Genomic DNA, 18,411 nt, shown 5'->3' with positions numbered 1-18,411 from the left:
GATGTCGTTTATAGGTAGAATGTTGAGCTATTAGCAATGGCGTCCTTGCAAAGTGTTGGTAGCTCAGTGTGCAGTTGATTAAGTTGAAACTCTACTGAGGACTGGGTAGAAACCGCATCGCGCCAAGGTCCGCAATACGTACTAAGCCGCCCCAAAACTCCAAACAGGAACGCGCACGCCCGGCAAAGCGCGTCTCCCCACTCCGCTAACTCAATCCCCATCACCACCATTAACAATCAGCGAAATATTATACAGGCGGTTTACCGCGTGATAGTTGATGGTGTTTTTCGGGTAGCGCCCGCGGCTGTTAAGCTGCCCGGCCTCTTTTTGCATCAGCAGTGACAGGGCTTCATCTACAGTGCTGACCGTATAAATGTGGAACTGGCCCTTCTTCACTGCATCGATCACAGCCGCGTCCAGCACCAGGTTAATTTCGTTTGATTTAGGGATCACCACGCCCTGGGTGCCGGTGAATCCGCGGTACTGGCAGAGGTCAAAGAAGCCTTCAATCTTTTCATTTACGCCGCCCACGGCCTGCACTTCACCGTACTGGTTAATTGAGCCGGTAACCGCCAGTGTCTGCAGTGCCGGAATGCCGGTCAGCGCCGAAATAAGCGCAATCAGTTCGCCCAGCGACGCACTGTCACCGTCGATATGACCGTAGGACTGCTCCAGCGCAATGTTGGCCGACAACGTCAGCGGAAAATGCTGCGCATATTTGTTACCCAGATAACCGGTCAGCAGCATTACGCCTTTCGAGTGGATTGGCTGTCCCAGCTCTACCTCACGTTCAATATCCACCACGCCGCTGGCACCGGCAAATACCGTAGAGGTAATACGCGCCGGGGTACCAAACGCGGTGTCACCTACCTCCAGCACGGTCAGGCCATTAACCTTACCTACCGCCTGCCCTTCGGTGGCAATCAGCACATGCCCTTCTTTAATGTCATTCAGCAGGCTCATACTAACCCGGCCGGTGCGGCGCTTTTTCGCCATCAGGGCCGCGTTCAGGTGCACCAGTTCAATTACCGTCGAGTCGGCTTTTTTCGCGAAATACTGTGCTTCATGAATAAGCTCGATGACCTCAGCAAAGTGTGCCGACAGCTTTTCCTGGTGTTCTGCCATACGCAGTGAATATTCAACCAGCCGGGTCATTGCCTGGGCAGAAATACCCTGCATACCACAATTATAAACATGGCTGCGTACACGTCCGACGAAGTCAAACAGCGACTGACGGGTAACCGGAATTTCGGTGTCAAAATCTACCAGTACCCGGAACAGTTCATCAAACTCATCATCATAATCCTGCAGGGTGTAATACAGCTCGCGGGAGCCCAGCAGAATGATTTTTACGTTCATCTCTATGGGCTGCGGATTAAGCGTAATGGCATTAACCATGCCCACATCCTGCTGAGGAAGCGCCATACGCAGACGCGCTGACTTCACTGCCAGTTTCAGCGTTTCCCACACATACGGCTGCTCAATAATGTGATCCACATCCAGCAACAGATAACCACCGCTGGCCTTGTGCAGCGCACCCGCCCGGATCATTTTGTAGTTGGTAAATGCACTGCCCAGCGTGTTGGTATATTCAATTTTGCCAAACAAATTCTGATAGGTAGGGTGTGGTTCGTAAATCACCGGCGCACCGTCGTCAAGCTGATGGCCAACCAGAATATTCGGCAGCAGTTGCTGTTCAAGATAATCCCGGCGCTCACGCTCGTCACTGCGCTCTTCTTTTTGCTCTTCAGAAGAAAACGCAACAATGGTGTCGACCAGAAAGCTGCGCACCTGCTTTAGGTACTTCACAATCGCCAGGTTTGAAGCGTATTTGTGCTCCAATTTTTTCAGTAGCGGACGAATGCCCTGCTCGGCGGTCTGGCGGTCAAGTTCACGCAGGCGTTCTGAGTTCTCACGTCGCCAGGCGGGCAGCCCAAGCAGACTTTCGCTCAGGCGATTTTCCAGTTCACTGACCAGCGTATAGAAATGTTCCCGCTGTGCGTCATCCACCTTGGCAAACTCACCGTCATCCACGGGCTTGCCGTCAACAATCGGTGAAAAGCTGATGGTGCCGCCATCCTCATACAGTGCCACCTGATTAGCCTGGGCGAACCGTTCTACCGACGCAATAGCGTCGTCATAGCGCTGTTCAAACTCGCGCACGATGGCAGCCCGTTTGCGCTGATACCCTGGGTTATCAAATGCCACCGGAAAGGTCGCCAGCACATCGTTAATCAGGGTGCTAATGTCGGTATGAAAGGCCTTGCCACCGCCTGGCGCCAATCTCAGTGCCACCGGTTCACGCTCATCGTCAAAATTATTGATGTAGCACCAGTCATCGGGTGTCGGCAATGAGGCAACCTGGCGTTCAATGTATTCTTTCACCAGCGTGAAACGGCCTGTGGCGGCCTCACCCATCACGTAAAGGTTGTACCCTTTGGCATCAATACCCAGCCCGAATGTGAGCGCTTCACGTGCCCGCTCCTGTCCGATAAATGAGGACTGCAGCGCATCATCGTCTTTGAGTGCAGAATTAATCAGGCGTCGGTTCACCGACACGGTCAGCGCCTCGGGAGGCAATGGCGACAGATTGGACACGCCGGGGGATTCCTTTTTAAACCAGGTTATGGCTAAGTGAACCGCTAATTGCAGCACGTGTCAAACGCGCAGCGGCTGATTGCCTGTTTAACAACCTGCACGGCGCAATGTCTGCATGCAAAGTGGCGCATTACCTGCCATGATAACCTCGTAATCAACAACACACTTAAGGACCCTGCGTGAAAACATTTCCCCTGCTGTTGTCCCTGACCAGCATCATCGCCCTGCCTGCGCTGTCTGATGTGGTACTGGTAAATGATAACGGGTTCATTCTTGCGAATACCGCCAGAGCCAATGCACCACAGGAACGGGTTTATCAGGCGCTTATCGAAGACGTGGATAACTGGTGGCCAAAGGATCACAGCTGGTGGCGTGGTACCTTCAGCATTGACCCGGTTGGCGGCGGCTGCTTTTGTGAAATTAAAGGCGCGCATCAGGCGCAGCATATGGACATTGCCTTTGTTGATCCGCCATCAACACTGGTCATGCGCGGCGGACTTGGCCCGTTGCAGCAGATGGGCGTCAGCGGCGCACTCACCTGGTCGCTGACCGAACAGACGGATGACGGTGGCACCTACACCACCATTACCCTGCGTTATCACGCCCAGGGGATCACTGAAGGCGGATTTACCGACTTTGCACCGATAGTGGATAAAGTACAGGCTTTACAGTTAAATGCGCTGGCCGAATACGCGTCAAATCACGCGTCAGCGACGACTGACTGATGCGCCGGTAAAGATGAATTTTTGAGCGACTGTTCACGTCAGTGCGAACTATTTTCGTGATTCCCCCGGCCTGCTATTGAGGCTGCACGCCGCGCTGGGGTATTCTATACCACCAAAGCACTACCGAAAAATGCGGTGATACCTCAGTCTTTTGTACGACGATAACGTCAATGCGTTACGTTAATGGGATCGCCGCCGGTAACAATATGAAGTTAACCAGATAATTAAAAGCGGAAGCCTTCGTTACATGGCAGATCATCAGTACAATCCAAAAGAAATCGAACAGCACATTCAGCAATACTGGGAAGAAAACCAGACATTCAAGGCCAGTGATTCCCCGGATAAAGAAAAATTCTACTGTCTGTCCATGTTCCCCTACCCCAGTGGTCGTCTGCACATGGGGCACGTGCGTAACTATACTATCGGCGATGTGATCAGCCGCTATCAGCGTATGCAGGGCAAAAATGTACTGCAGCCGATGGGCTGGGACGCGTTTGGTCTGCCTGCGGAAAATGCTGCTATCAACAACAATACGGCACCGGCAAAATGGACATACGCCAACATTGACTACATGAAGTCACAGCTGAAATCGCTCGGTTTTGGCTATGACTGGGACCGGGAGGTCACTACCTGTAAATCAGATTATTACCGCTGGGAACAGTGGTTCTTTACGCGCCTGTATGAAAAAGGTCTGGTGTACAAGAAAAACGCGACCGTGAACTGGGATCCGGTAGATCAGACGGTACTGGCGAACGAGCAGGTTGTCGACGGCCGTGGCTGGCGCTCCGGTGCCCTGGTGGAACAAAAAGAAATTCCACAGTGGTTTATTAAAATTACTGACTACGCCGAAGAGCTGCTTAACGACCTGGAGCAACTGGAAGACTGGCCGGAACAGGTTCGTGCCATGCAGGCCAACTGGATTGGCCGCTCTGAAGGGGTAGAGATTACGTTTGACCTGGCGCATGAACAGGCCGGGATGCACAACTTCAGTGTCTATACTACCCGCCCCGACACCCTGTACGGTGTAACCTATGTGGCGGTAGCCGCGCAGCATCCACTGGCCGAGCATGCGGCTAAGAATAACCCGGATCTGGCGGCGTTTATTGAAGAGTGCAAAAACACCAAGGTTGCTGAAGCAGAACTGGCAACCATGGAGAAAAAAGGTTGCGATACAGGCCTGAAAGCCATTCACCCGCTCACCGGTGAACTGGTGCCGGTTTGGGCCGCCAACTTCGTACTGATGGACTATGGCTCAGGTGCTGTTATGGCTGTACCAGGGCACGACCAGCGTGACTGGGAGTTTGCCACTAAGTATGGCCTGACCATCAGGCAGGTTGTGAAGCCAGCGAAGAACAGCGATGCCGAGTGCGACCTGACCAGCGCCGCCTACACCGAAAAAGGCGTACTTATCCACTCTGACAAGTTTGACGGCCTGGACTTTGACGCAGCGTTTAATGCCATTGCCGATGAGCTGGAGAAAAAAGGCAAAGGTCAGCGCAAAGTGAACTACCGTCTGCGCGACTGGGGCGTCAGCCGTCAGCGCTACTGGGGGGCACCAATTCCTATGCTGAATCTGGAATCTGGCGAGTCTGTGCCGGTACCAGAAAGTGAGCTGCCGGTGGTGCTGCCGGAAGACGTTGAAATGAACGGCGTCACCTCGCCTATCAAGTCTGATCCTACCTGGTCTCAGACTACCTACAATGGTGCCCCGGCCACGCGTGAGACTGATACCTTCGACACCTTTATGGAATCGTCGTGGTACTACGCGCGCTACACCTGTGCGGCCAACCCTGATGCCATGCTGTCACCGGACACCGCCAACTACTGGCTGCCGGTGGATCAGTACGTCGGCGGTATCGAACACGCGATCCTTCACCTGCTGTACTCGCGCTTTTTCCATAAGCTGTTACGTGATGAAGGCCTGGTCGACTCTGACGAGCCGTTTAAGCGTCTGTTGTGTCAGGGAATGGTGCTGGCTGACTCGTTCTACAGTGAAGACGAGAGTGGCAAGAAAACCTGGTATTCCCCTGCTGACGTCAGCACCGAGAAAGACGACAAGGGCCGTATCGTGAAAGCCTGGCTGACCAAAGACGGTACGCCGGTGCTGCATGGCGGTATGACCAAAATGTCGAAGTCGAAGAATAACGGTATCGATCCACAGCACGTTATTGACCAGTACGGCGCCGATACCGTTCGTCTGTTTACCATGTTCGCAGCGCCACCAGAGCAGACCCTGGAGTGGGTTGAGTCTGGCGTGGAAGGCGCAAACCGCTTCCTGCGCCGGGTCTGGAAACTGGCCATGGAGCATCTGGACAAAGGCACACCAGAGGCACTGGACGTCAGCGCGCTGACAAAAGACCAGCAGGCGCTGCGCCGCGAAATTCACAAAACCATTGCCAAAGTCAGTGATGATCTGGGCCGTCGCCAAACCTTTAACACCGCGGTAGCGGCGGTAATGGAACTGCTTAATCACCTGCAAAAAGCACCGCAGGAGAGCGCCCAGGATATCGCACTGATGCGTGAAGGCGTGGATGCTATTGTCAGACTGCTCAACCCAATCACTCCGCACATTTGTCATGTGTTGTGGAACAAGATGGGTCATGAGGGCGACATCGAACTGGCGGGCTGGCCACAGGCTGATCAGGCCGCACTGGTTGAGGACGAAAAACTCATCATTGTGCAGGTAAATGGCAAGGTACGCGCGAAAATGACTGTGGCTGCCGACGCCAGCAAAGAGACAATGGAAAAAATGGCAGCAGAACAGCCCAACGTACAGCCGTTTATCGAGGGAAAAACGATCCGTAAGGTTATCGTGGTACCCGGTAAACTGGTTAACATTGTGGCCAACTGATGAAGCATTTTCAGCGCGTTTCTGTTGCCCTGCTGCTTTGCAGCCTGCTTGCAGGCTGCGGGTTTAAACTGCGTGGCTCACCGGCCCTGCCTGCCGACATAGACTACATTGCCGTGCAGTCAGCGCGCCCGCACGCGCCGCTGCAGCGGGCACTGATCAAACGCCTGGATGTCTACGGCCTTAAAGGCGGCAGCACCGACGGCGCAGCCAGCGCCACTAATCCGGTTATTATTCAGTTGTATCCCGAAGCACTGGAGCGCCGCTTGCTGTCGGTCTACCCCTCTGGTCAGGTTGCCGAATATGAACTGATATTCGGCGTCAATTACACGGTTACCTTTAATGGCGAACAGCCAGTGACGGCGTATTTCGAGGTGCTTCGCGATTATCAGGATGATCCTGATCAGGTGCTGGCAAAATCACGCGAGCTGGATCTGGTGTTAAGCGAAATGCGCGAGGAAGCAGCCGACCGTATTCTGCGCCGTCTGCCGACACAGGCTGCCGCGCTGGCAACAGACAACGACTGATCCATGCAAATTTACCCCAACCGCTTTGCCGACGAGCTCAAAAAAGGACTGAAGCCCTGTTACCTGATTTTTGGTGACGAGCCGCAGCAGAAGTTTGAGATGATCGACGCGCTGCGTCAGCGTGCGCGGGAGGACGGTTTTGATGAGCGTACCGTACTGGTTGCAGACAGTGGCTTTAGCTGGAATACGCTGTTAGAGGCAACGCAGACCCTGTCGCTGTTCAGTGCCCGGCAGTTAATTGAACTGGAACTGCCAACAGGCAAACCCGGTACTGAAGGCAGCAAAGCCCTGCAGGAAGTGGCCGACACACTCAGTAGTGACACCCTGCTGGTGATCCACGGCCCGAAAATTGGTAAGGATGTACAAAAAGGAAAGTGGTTTAAGGTGCTGGACGGCATCGGCGCCCATAGCCTGTGCTATCCGCTCGAGGGCAAATCGCTGAGCACCTGGATCCAGCAAAGCCTGAACCAGAACAATATCCGCACCTCGCCGGCCGGAGTCAGAATGATTGCCGACTTCTGCGAAGGCAATCTGCTGGCCGCCAAACAGGAAATTGAAAAGCTGGCATTGCAGTATCCCGGACAGGAAATCAGTGAACAGCAGCTTGAAGAGGCCATTGTCGACCAGTCACGTTTTAACGTGTTTCAACTGGTTGATGTCATGCTGCAGGGAGATGCCCAGCGCTGTATTCGCATGCTCTACCGGCTTGAAAGTGAGGGACTGGAACCCAACATTGTGATTTGGGCGCTGATCCGCGAGTGGCAGACACTGACATCGCTCAAAGCCGCGGCGGCTGAGGGTCAGCCGGTTCAGTGGCAGCGCTTTGGGATCTGGAAAAATCGTCAGGCAGGCTATCAGCAGGCGCTGAACCGCCTCAGCGACGCACAACTGGCGCATATTCGCGACGCGCTGTCGCGCGCCGACCAGGCCTTCAAACAACAAACCGTGATGCGCCCGTACGTCGAGCTGTGCCATCTGTGTATGTTATTTCTGGGTATGCCGCTAACCACGCTGCCGTTCATGGTTGCCTGATATGCAGGATGTCATTGCGTTACTTGGCGGCACGTTTAATCCGCCGCACAAGGGCCATATTGAAAGCGCGCTGGATGTGATGACACATCTTGGCTTGTCAGCGATGGGGCTGATGCCGTGTAAGCTTCCACCGCATAAATCAGCGGGCGGCGTATCAGAACACCATCGGGTAGCGATGGTAAAACTGGTCTGTCAGGCACACCCGTCGCTGTATCCGGAGCTGGTCGAACTGTCCCTGCCCTCACCCTCGTACACGGTGAAGACATTGCAGCATTTGCGTCAGCAAAATACTGACCGCCCTATTTTGTTTGTGATTGGTCAGGATTCGCTCGACACCCTGGACAGCTGGTATGAATGGGAACAGATTACCGACTATTGCCACCTGGTGGTAATGCGTCGTGACAGCCAGACTGGCCCGCACACGGCAGCACTGGCGCGCTGGATTGAAGAACGCCGTTGTCACGATCCGGCTGTATTGCGCACTACGCGCAGCGGTGCACTCTACATGGTGCCAACCCGGTTACATCCTGCTTCCTCTACCGCCGTGCGCGGACAGGTTGCAGCGGATAACGCCACGGACGCATCACAGTGGCTGGAGCCGGACATCATCAACTATATTAAACAACATCAGTTATACGTTAAGTAACAATAAGGAGCTCTTTTGGACAGCCAGGCATTCAAAGCGTTTGTTCTTGATAAAATTGACGACATGAAAGCCCGCGACGTCGTCACAATTGACGTGAGCGGAAAATCCAATATTACCGACACCATGATTATCTGTTCAGGCAACTCGAAGCGTCACGTTATTTCGATTGCTGAGCACGTGCAGGTTGAAGCAAAGCATGCCGGTCACGCACCGCTGAATATTGAGGGAAAAGAGTCTGGCGAGTGGGTACTCGTTGACTTAGGTGACATCATTGTTCATGTTATGCAGGACGAGACCCGCGACTTTTATCAGCTGGAAAAGCTCTGGTCATAGCGTCACCGGTCAGCCTAAGTCGCCCAGTGCGAAGCAATACGTAGTAAAGGAAGTAGTCAGGTGCGAATTCAGATAGTTGCCGTTGGCACAAAAATGCCCGCCTGGGTCACGCAGGGCGTGGACGAGTTTTTGCGCCGATTCCCGCCTGATATGCCGGTCTCTTTCACTGAAATCCCCGCCGGTAAACGTGGCAAAAATGCCGATATTAAGCGGGTACTGCAAAAAGAAGGTGAACAGATGCTGGCTGCCATCGGCAAAGGCAACCGCATCGTCACGCTGGAAGTTACCGGCAAGGCCTGGGACACCCCACAGCTCGCCGATGCGCTGAACACCTGGAAGATGGATGGCCGCGATGTCAGTCTGCTGATTGGCGGCCCTGAAGGGCTGGCACCGGAATGTATTGCCGCAGCCGAACAAAAATGGTCACTGTCGCGGCTGACCCTGCCCCACCCGCTGGTTCGCATCATTGTAACCGAGTCACTGTACCGGGCCTGGTCAGTCACGCAAAATCACCCTTACCATCGGGAATAACCTATGCCGATGAAGCGTCAGACCATCAGGGATCATACTGCCGAAGCGAATTTGTTTACGCGTCGTGCCAGTGTGGCGTTTCTGATTGTGGTTGCGATGCTGCTGCTGGTGCTCAGTAACCTGTATGTACTGCAGGTGCGCCACTATGAAGATTATCAGACACGATCGAACGGCAACCGCATCAAGGTGCTGCCTATTGCACCGAACCGCGGGCTGATTTACGACCGGAACGGCACGCTGCTGGCTGAAAACCGGCCGGTGTTCAGTCTTGAGGTGATCCCCGAACAAATTGATAACCTCGACGACACCATGGATGCCCTGACCCGGCTGATGGGGATCACCGACGAGGAGCTCGAAAACTTTTATGCGACACTCAAAAGCCAGCGTCGATTCAAGCCGGTGGCCCTCAGAACCCAGTTATCCGAAGAAGAGGTCGCCCGTTTTTCTGCGCACAAGCATCAGTTCCCGGGGGTGTCCATTGAGGCCCGACTCGCCCGCCACTACCCGTACGGCGACACGCTGACGCACGTCATTGGCTACGTTGCCAAAATCAATAAAAAAGACCTGCAAAAACTGGTTGAGGCAGGCCAGGAAGATAACTACGCGGCCACCCACGACATCGGCAAACTGGGTATTGAGAAGTACCATGAGGAACTCCTGCATGGAAAAGTGGGCTATCAGCAGGTTGAGGTAAACAGTCAGGGACGGATTATTCGCGTGCTTAGCGTTGATCCGCCGGTACCCGGACGTGATATTGTGCTTAACATTGACCTGAATCTGCAACTGGAAGCACAGCGGGTACTCGATGGCCAGCGTGGCGCCATTATCGTTACCGAACCGGCAACCGGTGGAGTACTGGCGATGTATTCAAGCCCCAGCTACGATCCGAACCTGTTTGTGCATGGCATCAGCCGGAAAAATTATGCCAGTCTGCTCAATTCCCCCGACAGACCGCTGATTAACCGGGCCACCCAGGGGCAGTATCCGCCCGCCTCCACGATCAAGCCACACCTTGGCCTGGTAGGGCTGGAAAAAGATGTGATTCAGCCTGACACGGTAATAAAAGACCGCGGTCGGTATTCGCTGCCTAATGTGTCGCACGTGTGGCGTGACTGGAAGAAATGGGGACATGGCGACGTTGACCTGCACAAAGCCATAGAGGTGTCCTGCGACACATTTTACTACGATCTGGCGTTTAATCTGGGCATTGATGCCATCAGCGAGTCTATGACTGCCTTTGGGTTTGGCAGTTACACCGGTATCGACCTGTTTGAGGAGTCTGATGCCAATATGCCCAGCCGCGGCTGGAAACGGGCGCGCTTCAATCAGCCCTGGTATGCGGGCGATACTATTCCGGTTGGGATTGGTCAGAGTTACTGGACCACCACGCCGATTCAGCTAACGCACTCTATTAATGCGCTGATCAACCACGGCGATCGCTTTGTACCACAAATTTTGCGTGGCTATCGCGAAGAGGACGGCAGTATTGACCTTGAACCATTGAAATCACTGTCTCCGGTCGGTTTTGGCAGTGATGATAATTATGACTTAGTCCTCGATGCGATGCGTGCGGTGGTCAGTGGCGAGGAAGGCACGGCGCGCCATGTGTTTAAGGATATTCCCTATGATGCCGCCGGTAAAACTGGTACCGCACAGTTGTTCTCGGTCGCCCAGGGTGAGGAATACAAGGAAGAAGAGGTCGACGAACGGTTGCGGGATAACGCCATGTTTGTTGGCTTTGCGCCGTACGCTGCACCGGAAATTTCGCTTACCGTGGTGGTTGAAAACGCCGGTGGCGGCAGCAGCAATGCCGCGCCTGTCGCCAAACAAATGATGGACTATTACTTTAAGGATCGCGTCTTTCCGGTCAGCGACCCTGTTGAGGGCGAGGAGTAACCGATGAACAGCACCCTGGCGCCAAACAAGCAAACCCTGCTCAAGCGGTTACATATTGACGGCTGGCTGCTGGCCGGCCTGCTGACGCTGATGGGCATTGGGCTGGTTACCCTGTTTTCCGCGTCCGGTCAGGACATGGCGCAGGTGGAACGTCAGATAACACGTCTGGTCGTCGGCCTTATCGTGATGTTTGTGATGGCGCAGATCCCGCCCATGGCATACCGGCGTTTATCTACCTATGCCTACCTGGGTGGCCTGCTGATGCTGATTGCGGTACTGCTGTTCGGAGATGTGGGTAAAGGCGCGCAGCGCTGGCTGGACCTTAAGGTGGTACGTTTTCAGCCCTCAGAACTGATGAAACTGGCGGTCCCGATGATGGTGGCGTGGTATATCAGCAAGTTCAATCTGCCGCCACGGCTTATGAATATTCTCGCCGCGTTTGGTCTGGTAGTGGTCCCGACTATTCTCATTGCCAAACAACCGGATTTGGGCACCTCGTTACTGGTAGCAAGTTCGGGCATTTTCGCTATCTTCCTTGCAGGCATGAGCTGGAAGCTGATCGGCATGGTGGCGGTCATTGGCGGCGCCTTCGCGCCAATTATGTGGTTTTTCCTGATGCAGGATTACCAGAAGCAGCGCGTTATCACTTTTCTCAATCCGGAGAGCGATCCACTCGGTGCCGGCTACCACATTATTCAGTCAAAAATTGCCATTGGCTCAGGCGGCGTTGAGGGTAAGGGCTGGCTGCAGGGCACACAATCGCAACTGGAGTTTCTGCCTGAACGTCATACCGATTTCATCTTTGCGGTATTCAGCGAAGAGTTCGGGCTGATTGGGGTTATTTTACTGCTGCTGGTATACCTGGCCATTATTCTGCGCGGACTGATCATTGCTAACCGGGCACAGGATGCCTACAGCAAGCTGCTGGCAGGCAGCGTCACCCTTACCTTTTTCGTGTATGTGTTTGTAAACATGGGCATGGTATCCGGCCTGCTGCCGGTGGTTGGTGTCCCGTTACCACTGGTCAGTTATGGCGGCACATCAATGGTGACTTTGATGGCCGGCTTTGGCATGCTAATGTCGATTAGTACACAAAAACGACTACTTTCACGATGATGCGCTATTTATTGCTGTTCATGACGGTTGTGGCACTGGCAGCCTGCCAGAGTCCTGGCCGCTACTCGCAAAAACAGGATTCTGCGCCGCGCTATATTGCGCGTCCCCCTGCCATGATTGATGCGGTGCCGAAGTATGAACCCTATCGCGAGTACAACAGTCGCCCGTACACGGTGCTTGGCAAACGCTACTATCCGCTGTTAACCGGCAAAGGCTATGAAGAAAACGGTGTAGCCTCCTGGTATGGTCAGAAATTTCATGGCCACCTGACATCCAACGGCGAAACCTACAACATGTTCGCCATGACAGCCGCCCACAAAACACTGCCGCTGCCCTCCTATGTTCGCGTAACCAACCTGGATAATGGCAAACAGGCGATTGTACGGGTGAATGATCGGGGCCCCTTTCACGCCAACCGGGTAATTGATTTGTCGTATGCGGCCGCCATGAAGCTTGACTACCACAATAAGGGCACGGCCCGGGTTAAACTTGAGGTGATCCATATCGACGAAGATAACCTGGTCACCGTGGGTAAGGGACCCACTGTCAGCTGGGCCGAATATGCCGGCATTATTCCGGCAACCGATACCACACCAATAACCGCGAGCGTGCAAACCACGCAGGACAATACAGAGACTGATGAAGAGACTGCTGTGTCTGCAGGTGGCGACAGTGTGTTTATTCAGGTCGCTGCGATATCCGACCCTAAGCGTGCCGAATCGATATCGAATGTCCTTTCCGCGCTCTACCAGGTGCCGGCCGCCGCGCCGCTGATTGATAATATCTACAAACTGCGACTGGGACCGCTCGAAGATGTCCAGCGCGCACAATTATTGCTAGAAGAGTTACGACGCAACGGCTATCCCGGTGCGTATACGCTGACACAGGGCCTGTAAATCGTCACAGGGCCGCGAAATGTGGCAGGAATATGGCAATCTCCTGTTAATTCGCGGCGTCGCTGGTGTTCTGTCAGCATTAAAGTAAACTTTATCGACTATGCCTAGTCCTACCTCAGGGCTTGCGATAAACTTCGCAATTATTCATTTACGTAAGAAAAAAACGGTACAACAGAAAAGACCATGCATACTAATAATTCACGCGCTACGTTCTCGTTGTCGGCCCGACTGACTTCGGTATTCATTCTTTTTCTCATGCTGTGCACGGGCGTTGCCCGGGCAGCCGTCATCACGCCACCTGCACCTACGGTAAACGCCGAAGGGTTTGTGCTGATGGATTACGAAACCGGCCATGTTATTGCCGAGAAAAATGCGGACATGCAACTGGCACCAGCCAGCCTGACTAAAATCATGACCGTGTATGTTATCGGTAAGGAAATTCAGGCCGGCAACATCAGCCTTGATGATGAAGTGACCATTTCTGAAAATGCCTGGGCGAAAAAGTTTCCTGACTCGTCAAAGATGTTTATTGAGGTGGGTACCCAGGTTAGTGTCCGCGAGCTGCTGCGCGGCATCATCGTACAGTCAGGTAACGACGCCTGCGTAGCGATGGCGGAACATGTCGCTGGCTCAGAGTCGGCCTTTGCCAGCATGATGAATGCACACGCGGCGTCACTGGGTATGACCAGCTCGCACTTCGTCAATGCCCATGGTCTGCACGATCCTGATCACTACACCACCCCTCGTGATATGGCGATTTTGTCCGAAGCACTGATTCGTGAAACGCCGGACATGTACAAAATTTACAGTGAAAAAGAATTCACCTACAACGGCATCAAGCAATACAACCGCAACAGCCTGCTGTGGGACAAAAGCCTGAACGTTGACGGCATTAAGACCGGCCATACCTCAGACGCGGGCTATAGCCTGATCACGTCGGCTGAGCAGGGTGGTATGCGTCTGATTTCCGTAGTAATGGGCACCGAATCAGAACGTGCCCGTAAGGTTGAGAACAAGAAGCTGTTGAAATACGGCTTCCGCTTCTATGAAACTGTGACACCGTATACAGCGGGTGAGAGCTTCGTGGCGCACCGTATCTTTATGGGTGACCGTGAAACCGTAGATCTTGGAATTAATCAATCTACCCCCATTACTATTCCGCGCGGTCAGGCTGCCAACCTGGAAGCCAACTTTGAGCTTGATAAAAAGCTGGAAGCGCCGCTGGCCAAAGGCCAGGTAGTCGGCAAGCTGTATATTCAGCTTGAGGGCGAAGACATTGCCACCTACCCGCTGGTGACCCTGCAGGAAGTTAAAGAAGGCAGCCTGTTTGACCGCATGAAAGACTACATAATGTTGCAGTTTGGCTGGGACAGCTAACCAGAACGCGCTTTACAGTAGTTTCACGGACGGCCAGATTTGATACAATCCGGCCGTTTTTGTATTGACCGGTCACGTTAGGAGTTCGCATGGACACCCGTTTTGATGAATTACTCGACTTCCCCACCTCGCAGACCTTTAAAGTCATGGGTGTTGCACACGACGATTTGCCTGCGCAGGTGATTGAATGTCTGCAACAACACGCGCCCGGTGACTATTCACCCACGATCAAGCCCAGCAGTAAAGGAAATTACCATTCGGTGTCGGTCAGTGTCCGGGTTACCAGTAAAGAACACATGGAACTGATTTACACTGAGCTGGCAAAGCTGGAACTGGTCCGGGTAGTACTGTAAGTGAGCCAGCCTACGCAACAGCCCGTAGTTATCCGTCAGTTGGGCAGACAGGCTTACTATCCTGTATGGCAGGCTATGCAGTCTTACACCGACACCCGGGACGACACCGCCCGGGATGAAATCTGGCTGGTTGAGCACGATCCGGTGTTTACCCAGGGTCAGGCCGGAAAGGCAGAGCACATTCTGATGCCCGGAGATATTCCGGTCGTACAGGTCGACCGGGGAGGTCAGGTAACCTATCACGGTCCGGGTCAGCAGGTAATTTATCTGCTGATTGATATCCGCCGCCGAAAATTGGGTGTAAGACATCTGGTTAATGCCATGGAAAACGCCGTTATCAGCGTACTCGGTCAGCACGACATTGAGGCGCACGCCCGGCCCGACGCGCCCGGTGTTTATGTTGGCGAAAAGAAGGTGTGTTCGCTGGGCCTTCGCATCCGACGGGGCTGCTCATTTCACGGGCTGGCGTTAAATGTTAATATGGATCTGGCACCCTTTAACCGTATCAACCCATGCGGCTATGCGGGCATGGAAATGATTGATACCGCTCGTCTGGGCGGTCCACAGACGCTAAACGATGCAGGTAACGCACTGACTGACGCCCTGCTGAGTGAGCTTGCTATTTCGCATACTGAATACAAAGAAGGTTTTGATGAGTAACGCACGACCTAAGGCGGGGGTGAAACTCCGCGACGATCAGAAAGTAAAACACATCCCGGTCACCATTATTCCTACTGAAAAGGAAGAGATGCTGCGTAAACCGGAATGGATCAAGATTAAGTTACCACGGACCACCGATCGCATTGACCACATCAAGCAGACGTTACGCAAGAATAATCTGCATTCGGTCTGCGAAGAAGCCAGTTGCCCTAACCTGGCGGAGTGTTTCAATCACGGCACCGCCACGTTCATGATTCTGGGTGATATTTGTACCCGCCGCTGCCCGTTCTGTGACGTGGCGCACGGGAAGCCGCTGCCGCCGAGCGCGGAAGAACCGCTTAAACTGGCCAAAACTATTGCCGAAATGAAGCTGAATTATGTGGTGATTACGTCGGTAGACCGCGATGACCTGCGTGACGGCGGTGCCCAGCATTTTGTCGACTGCATTAATGCGATTCGTGAGCACAGCCCACAAACTACCATTGAAGTGCTGGTCCCGGATTTCCGTGGCCGTATGGATCGGGCGCTGGAAATCTTTAAAAACGGCGTTCCTGACGTGTTTAACCACAACCTGGAAACCATTCCTCGCCTTTACCGCGAGTGCCGTCCGGGTGCCAACTACCAGTGGTCACTGGATCTGCTGAAAAAATTCAAAGAACAGCACCCTGATATCAAAACCAAGTCAGGTCTGATGATGGGCATGGGTGAAGAAAACGACGAAATTAAAGCGGTATTACGCGACCTGCGTGACCACAATGTCGACATGCTGACACTCGGCCAGTATCTGCAGCCTAGTCGTCACCACTACCCGGTGAAGCGTTATGTGCACCCTACCGAGTTTGACGAGCTGGGCGTATACGCAAAAAGCATTGGTTTCAGTCATGCTGCCTGCGGCCCCATGGTACGCTCAAGCTACCATGCAGACCAGCAAGCGGCTGGTGTCGAAGTCAAATAAGCAGCTATTGCGGGGCGGGTTATACACCCGCCCCGTCTTCATTATCGCCATCCGTCGCCCCATCAAATTCATAAACCCGGTTTCGTCCGGACTGCTTTGACTGGTACAGCGCCAGATCAGATGCTGACGATAAATTTCTGAACAGATACCCCGCCTGCGAGGTATCACTCACTCCAAAGCTGGCTGATACAAAAAAGCCATGGCCCGAGTCTGCCGTATCCACATTCTGAATGGCTGCACGACAGGTTTCTGCCAGCGCCAGGGCATGATGGCGATCCTGTCCGTAAAGAAACACGGCAAATTCCTCGCCCCCCATACGGCCGAACACTGTGCCGGCGTCAAGCTGTTCTGCCACTGTGTCCACCACACGTTCAAGCACCCAGTCACCGACCTGGTGGCCGTAGGTATCGTTAACCCGTTTAAAATGATCCAGATCGAACAAGAGCAGGCTGCAGATCCGTTGTTCTTTTTGCGCTTTGTCCAATAGCGCCCGCACCCGTTCCAGGAAAAACCCCCGGTTGTAAATACCGGTCAGCGAATCGGTTCGCGCCAGACGCGCCATTTTTCGCTGACTACGCTGACTGCGATAGCCCCAGACCAGCAATCCCATGACGATTAATGCAATGAAGGACAGCGCAACATACGATGACTGCATACGCTCTCTGGCCAGTTGAGACTGTGCTTCGAGCGCGCGATTGCGCTCATCCAGCAACTGTATCTCGCTGTCTTTCAGTATCAGATTGAAGTTTGCCTGCTGATACGCCAGTTGCTTAATAATGGTCTCATCACGTAGTTCACTGCGCACCTGCTCCAGTTGTTTGAGGTAATCGAACGCTTCGCGATAGTTGTATTGCCGGGTTGCAACCTCGGTAAGTACTTCCAGCGCAGTAATTTTAGACGGCATATAGTCGCCGGATGGATCAAGCTGAAGCGTTTTCAGCGCCGTTTCCCGGGCTTTTTGTTCCTGACCCGACAACAACTGAAATTTACTGACATACGCGTTAAATGAAATAGACAGGTACAAAAAATTCAGTGCATCTACGTCAGAGGCCAGCTGTTGGTAAAGCGCCTGAGCCTGCTCAATCGCGCCCTGTTCAACCAGGGTATAAAACAGGTATGTCCGGGTGTAGGTAACAAAGAAGTCGCTGCCGGCCTGTTCACACACGGCAATGGTCTGGTCAATGGTGGTCGCATCCAGACCAGCCTTATTTTCGGAAAACGCCGCCCCAAGCGCTGCTACATCAAGCTGACACAGAAAATCAGGGGCGTCCTGCACCGCTGGCCGAAGTCCCTGCACGATGTTGCGGGCCAGCGAGTACTGTCCTGCATTGCTGTAAAACGTCACCAGCGTCTGGTAAATCGTTTTTTCTGTCTGTTCGTCAACCCCACGCTCCAGCAGTTCGTTAAGTTCCCCCGCCATGGAAAAACCGGCGTGCCACTCACCGATGAAGGCGGATAGATTCAGGCGCGACATCAGCGCCCTTACACGTATCTGCGGCGTAGTGATTTGGCCAAGCAAGTTGCCATAACTGTCGTAGGTGGCGCGCAGATCACCGTTAAAGGTACTCAGGTAAGTCTTAAGATAGAGAAACTGGTCGGTCTGTGCCGGCGTAAGCGTGCTGACATCGATGTCAGAGAGCAGCTGTCGCGCCTGCTCGTGGTCGTTTAATCTGAGGGCGTCAGCTTCAGACAAGCGCGCAGCACTATCTGCCAGCGCGCTGTCCGCCCCGCAGCCCGCAAGTAACAAAAGACACCACAATACCGCCCGACACATCATCACAATCAGCCAGCCACCCACTGCGTTCTGTCGTGCAGGCACATCAGACGCAGCACTCCGTGACAGCCATATCCGATAACCTGCGTTCGTCTGGTTCTTGTGCGCATTGATACATCCTTCTGCTCGGCCGGGCGCGGTTAC

16 protein-coding genes are annotated in these 18,411 nt (G+C 53.7%); 14 read left to right on the top strand and 2 right to left on the bottom strand.

The features are described from left to right. Positions 1 to 210 precede the first annotated feature (210 nt). Positions 211 to 2,598: a Lon protease family protein gene (locus AB1N33_RS01160; protein WP_411269688.1), complete on the bottom strand. Its 2,388-nt coding sequence runs from the start codon at positions 2,596 to 2,598 to the stop codon at positions 211 to 213. A gap of 179 nt (positions 2,599 to 2,777) precedes the next feature. Here AB1N33_RS01160 and AB1N33_RS01155 point away from each other — a divergent pair, with 179 nt between their 5' ends. The 14 genes from AB1N33_RS01155 to lipA all read left to right on the top strand — a co-directional run bounded on the left by AB1N33_RS01155 (position 2,778) and on the right by lipA (position 16,493). Further along, the gene (locus AB1N33_RS01155; protein WP_411269687.1) at positions 2,778 to 3,323 is read left to right on the top strand and encodes an SRPBCC family protein; all 546 of its coding nucleotides are present in this window, start codon (positions 2,778 to 2,780) and stop codon (positions 3,321 to 3,323) included. A 247-nt stretch (positions 3,324 to 3,570) separates the two neighbouring features. Beyond that, positions 3,571 to 6,174, top strand: a complete 2,604-nt coding sequence (gene leuS / locus AB1N33_RS01150) for a leucine--tRNA ligase (RefSeq protein ID WP_411269686.1) — start codon at positions 3,571 to 3,573, stop codon at positions 6,172 to 6,174. After that, the gene (locus AB1N33_RS01145; protein ID WP_411269685.1) at positions 6,174 to 6,698 is read left to right on the top strand and encodes an LPS-assembly lipoprotein LptE; all 525 of its coding nucleotides are present in this window, start codon (positions 6,174 to 6,176) and stop codon (positions 6,696 to 6,698) included. Before leuS ends, AB1N33_RS01145 begins: the two co-directional genes overlap by 1 nt. Positions 6,699 to 6,701: 3 nt before the next feature. Next, entirely contained in the window at positions 6,702 to 7,730 is a 1,029-nt protein-coding gene (gene holA / locus AB1N33_RS01140) for a DNA polymerase III subunit delta (protein ID WP_411269684.1), read from the top strand. A 1-nt stretch (position 7,731) separates the two neighbouring features. Continuing rightward, positions 7,732 to 8,376 carry a nicotinate-nucleotide adenylyltransferase gene (gene nadD, locus AB1N33_RS01135; protein ID WP_411269683.1) on the top strand — a complete coding sequence of 215 codons (645 nt, stop codon included), beginning with the start codon at positions 7,732 to 7,734 and terminating at the stop codon, positions 8,374 to 8,376. A gap of 15 nt (positions 8,377 to 8,391) precedes the next feature. After that, positions 8,392 to 8,709: a ribosome silencing factor gene (rsfS, locus tag AB1N33_RS01130; protein WP_411269682.1), complete on the top strand. Its 318-nt coding sequence runs from the start codon at positions 8,392 to 8,394 to the stop codon at positions 8,707 to 8,709. Positions 8,710 to 8,769: 60 nt separating this feature from the next. Then, entirely contained in the window at positions 8,770 to 9,240 is a 471-nt protein-coding gene (gene rlmH, locus AB1N33_RS01125; protein WP_411269681.1) for a 23S rRNA (pseudouridine(1915)-N(3))-methyltransferase RlmH, read from the top strand. Positions 9,241 to 9,243: 3 nt separating this feature from the next. Further along, complete coding sequence (mrdA, locus tag AB1N33_RS01120) at positions 9,244 to 11,136, top strand: penicillin-binding protein 2 (protein ID WP_411269680.1); 1,893 nt, start codon at positions 9,244 to 9,246, stop codon at positions 11,134 to 11,136. Positions 11,137 to 11,139: 3 nt separating this feature from the next. Continuing rightward, positions 11,140 to 12,252 (top strand): rod shape-determining protein RodA, encoded by a 1,113-nt coding sequence (rodA, locus tag AB1N33_RS01115; protein ID WP_411269679.1) that lies wholly within the window; start codon positions 11,140 to 11,142, stop codon positions 12,250 to 12,252. Beyond that, positions 12,249 to 13,148 (top strand): septal ring lytic transglycosylase RlpA family protein, encoded by a 900-nt coding sequence (locus AB1N33_RS01110; RefSeq protein WP_411269678.1) that lies wholly within the window; start codon positions 12,249 to 12,251, stop codon positions 13,146 to 13,148. The genes rodA and AB1N33_RS01110 overlap by 4 nt, the downstream gene beginning before the upstream one ends. A gap of 255 nt (positions 13,149 to 13,403) precedes the next feature. Next, positions 13,404 to 14,525, top strand: coding sequence for a serine hydrolase (locus AB1N33_RS01105; protein ID WP_411269973.1), 1,122 nt, complete (start codon positions 13,404 to 13,406; stop codon positions 14,523 to 14,525). 89 nt (positions 14,526 to 14,614) lie between these two features. Continuing rightward, positions 14,615 to 14,878, top strand: a complete 264-nt coding sequence (ybeD, locus tag AB1N33_RS01100) for a DUF493 family protein YbeD (protein ID WP_411269677.1) — start codon at positions 14,615 to 14,617, stop codon at positions 14,876 to 14,878. Further along, positions 14,879 to 15,538 carry a lipoyl(octanoyl) transferase LipB gene (gene lipB, locus AB1N33_RS01095; protein WP_411269676.1) on the top strand — a complete coding sequence of 220 codons (660 nt, stop codon included), beginning with the start codon at positions 14,879 to 14,881 and terminating at the stop codon, positions 15,536 to 15,538. Then, positions 15,531 to 16,493, top strand: a complete 963-nt coding sequence (gene lipA, locus AB1N33_RS01090) for a lipoyl synthase (RefSeq protein WP_411269675.1) — start codon at positions 15,531 to 15,533, stop codon at positions 16,491 to 16,493. Before lipB ends, lipA begins: the two co-directional genes overlap by 8 nt. 19 nt (positions 16,494 to 16,512) lie before the next feature. On the opposite strand, the gene AB1N33_RS01085 is transcribed toward lipA, so the two are convergent. Beyond that, entirely contained in the window at positions 16,513 to 18,312 is a 1,800-nt protein-coding gene (locus AB1N33_RS01085) for a GGDEF domain-containing protein (RefSeq protein WP_411269674.1), read from the bottom strand. Positions 18,313 to 18,411: the final 99 nt, after the last annotated feature.

It is taken from the genome of Alteromonas nitratireducens, from assembly GCF_040812025.1.
Classification (GTDB): Bacteria; Pseudomonadota; Gammaproteobacteria; order Enterobacterales; family Alteromonadaceae; genus Alteromonas; species Alteromonas nitratireducens.
The sequence above is the reverse complement of the archived record's forward strand: the minus strand, read 5'-3'. Positions and strand labels throughout refer to the sequence as shown.

Coding starts and splice junctions, on each gene's coding strand:
- leuS (WP_411269686.1), top strand. CDS start 3,571: ATGGCAGATCATCAGTACAATCCAAAAGAAATCGAACAGCACATTCAG.
- AB1N33_RS01145 (WP_411269685.1), top strand. CDS start 6,174: ATGAAGCATTTTCAGCGCGTTTCTGTTGCCCTGCTGCTTTGCAGCCTG.
- holA (WP_411269684.1), top strand. CDS start 6,702: ATGCAAATTTACCCCAACCGCTTTGCCGACGAGCTCAAAAAAGGACTG.
- nadD (WP_411269683.1), top strand. CDS start 7,732: ATGCAGGATGTCATTGCGTTACTTGGCGGCACGTTTAATCCGCCGCAC.
- mrdA (WP_411269680.1), top strand. CDS start 9,244: ATGCCGATGAAGCGTCAGACCATCAGGGATCATACTGCCGAAGCGAAT.
- rodA (WP_411269679.1), top strand. CDS start 11,140: ATGAACAGCACCCTGGCGCCAAACAAGCAAACCCTGCTCAAGCGGTTA.
- AB1N33_RS01110 (WP_411269678.1), top strand. CDS start 12,249: ATGATGCGCTATTTATTGCTGTTCATGACGGTTGTGGCACTGGCAGCC.
- AB1N33_RS01105 (WP_411269973.1), top strand. CDS start 13,404: ATGCTGTGCACGGGCGTTGCCCGGGCAGCCGTCATCACGCCACCTGCA.
- ybeD (WP_411269677.1), top strand. CDS start 14,615: ATGGACACCCGTTTTGATGAATTACTCGACTTCCCCACCTCGCAGACC.
- lipA (WP_411269675.1), top strand. CDS start 15,531: ATGAGTAACGCACGACCTAAGGCGGGGGTGAAACTCCGCGACGATCAG.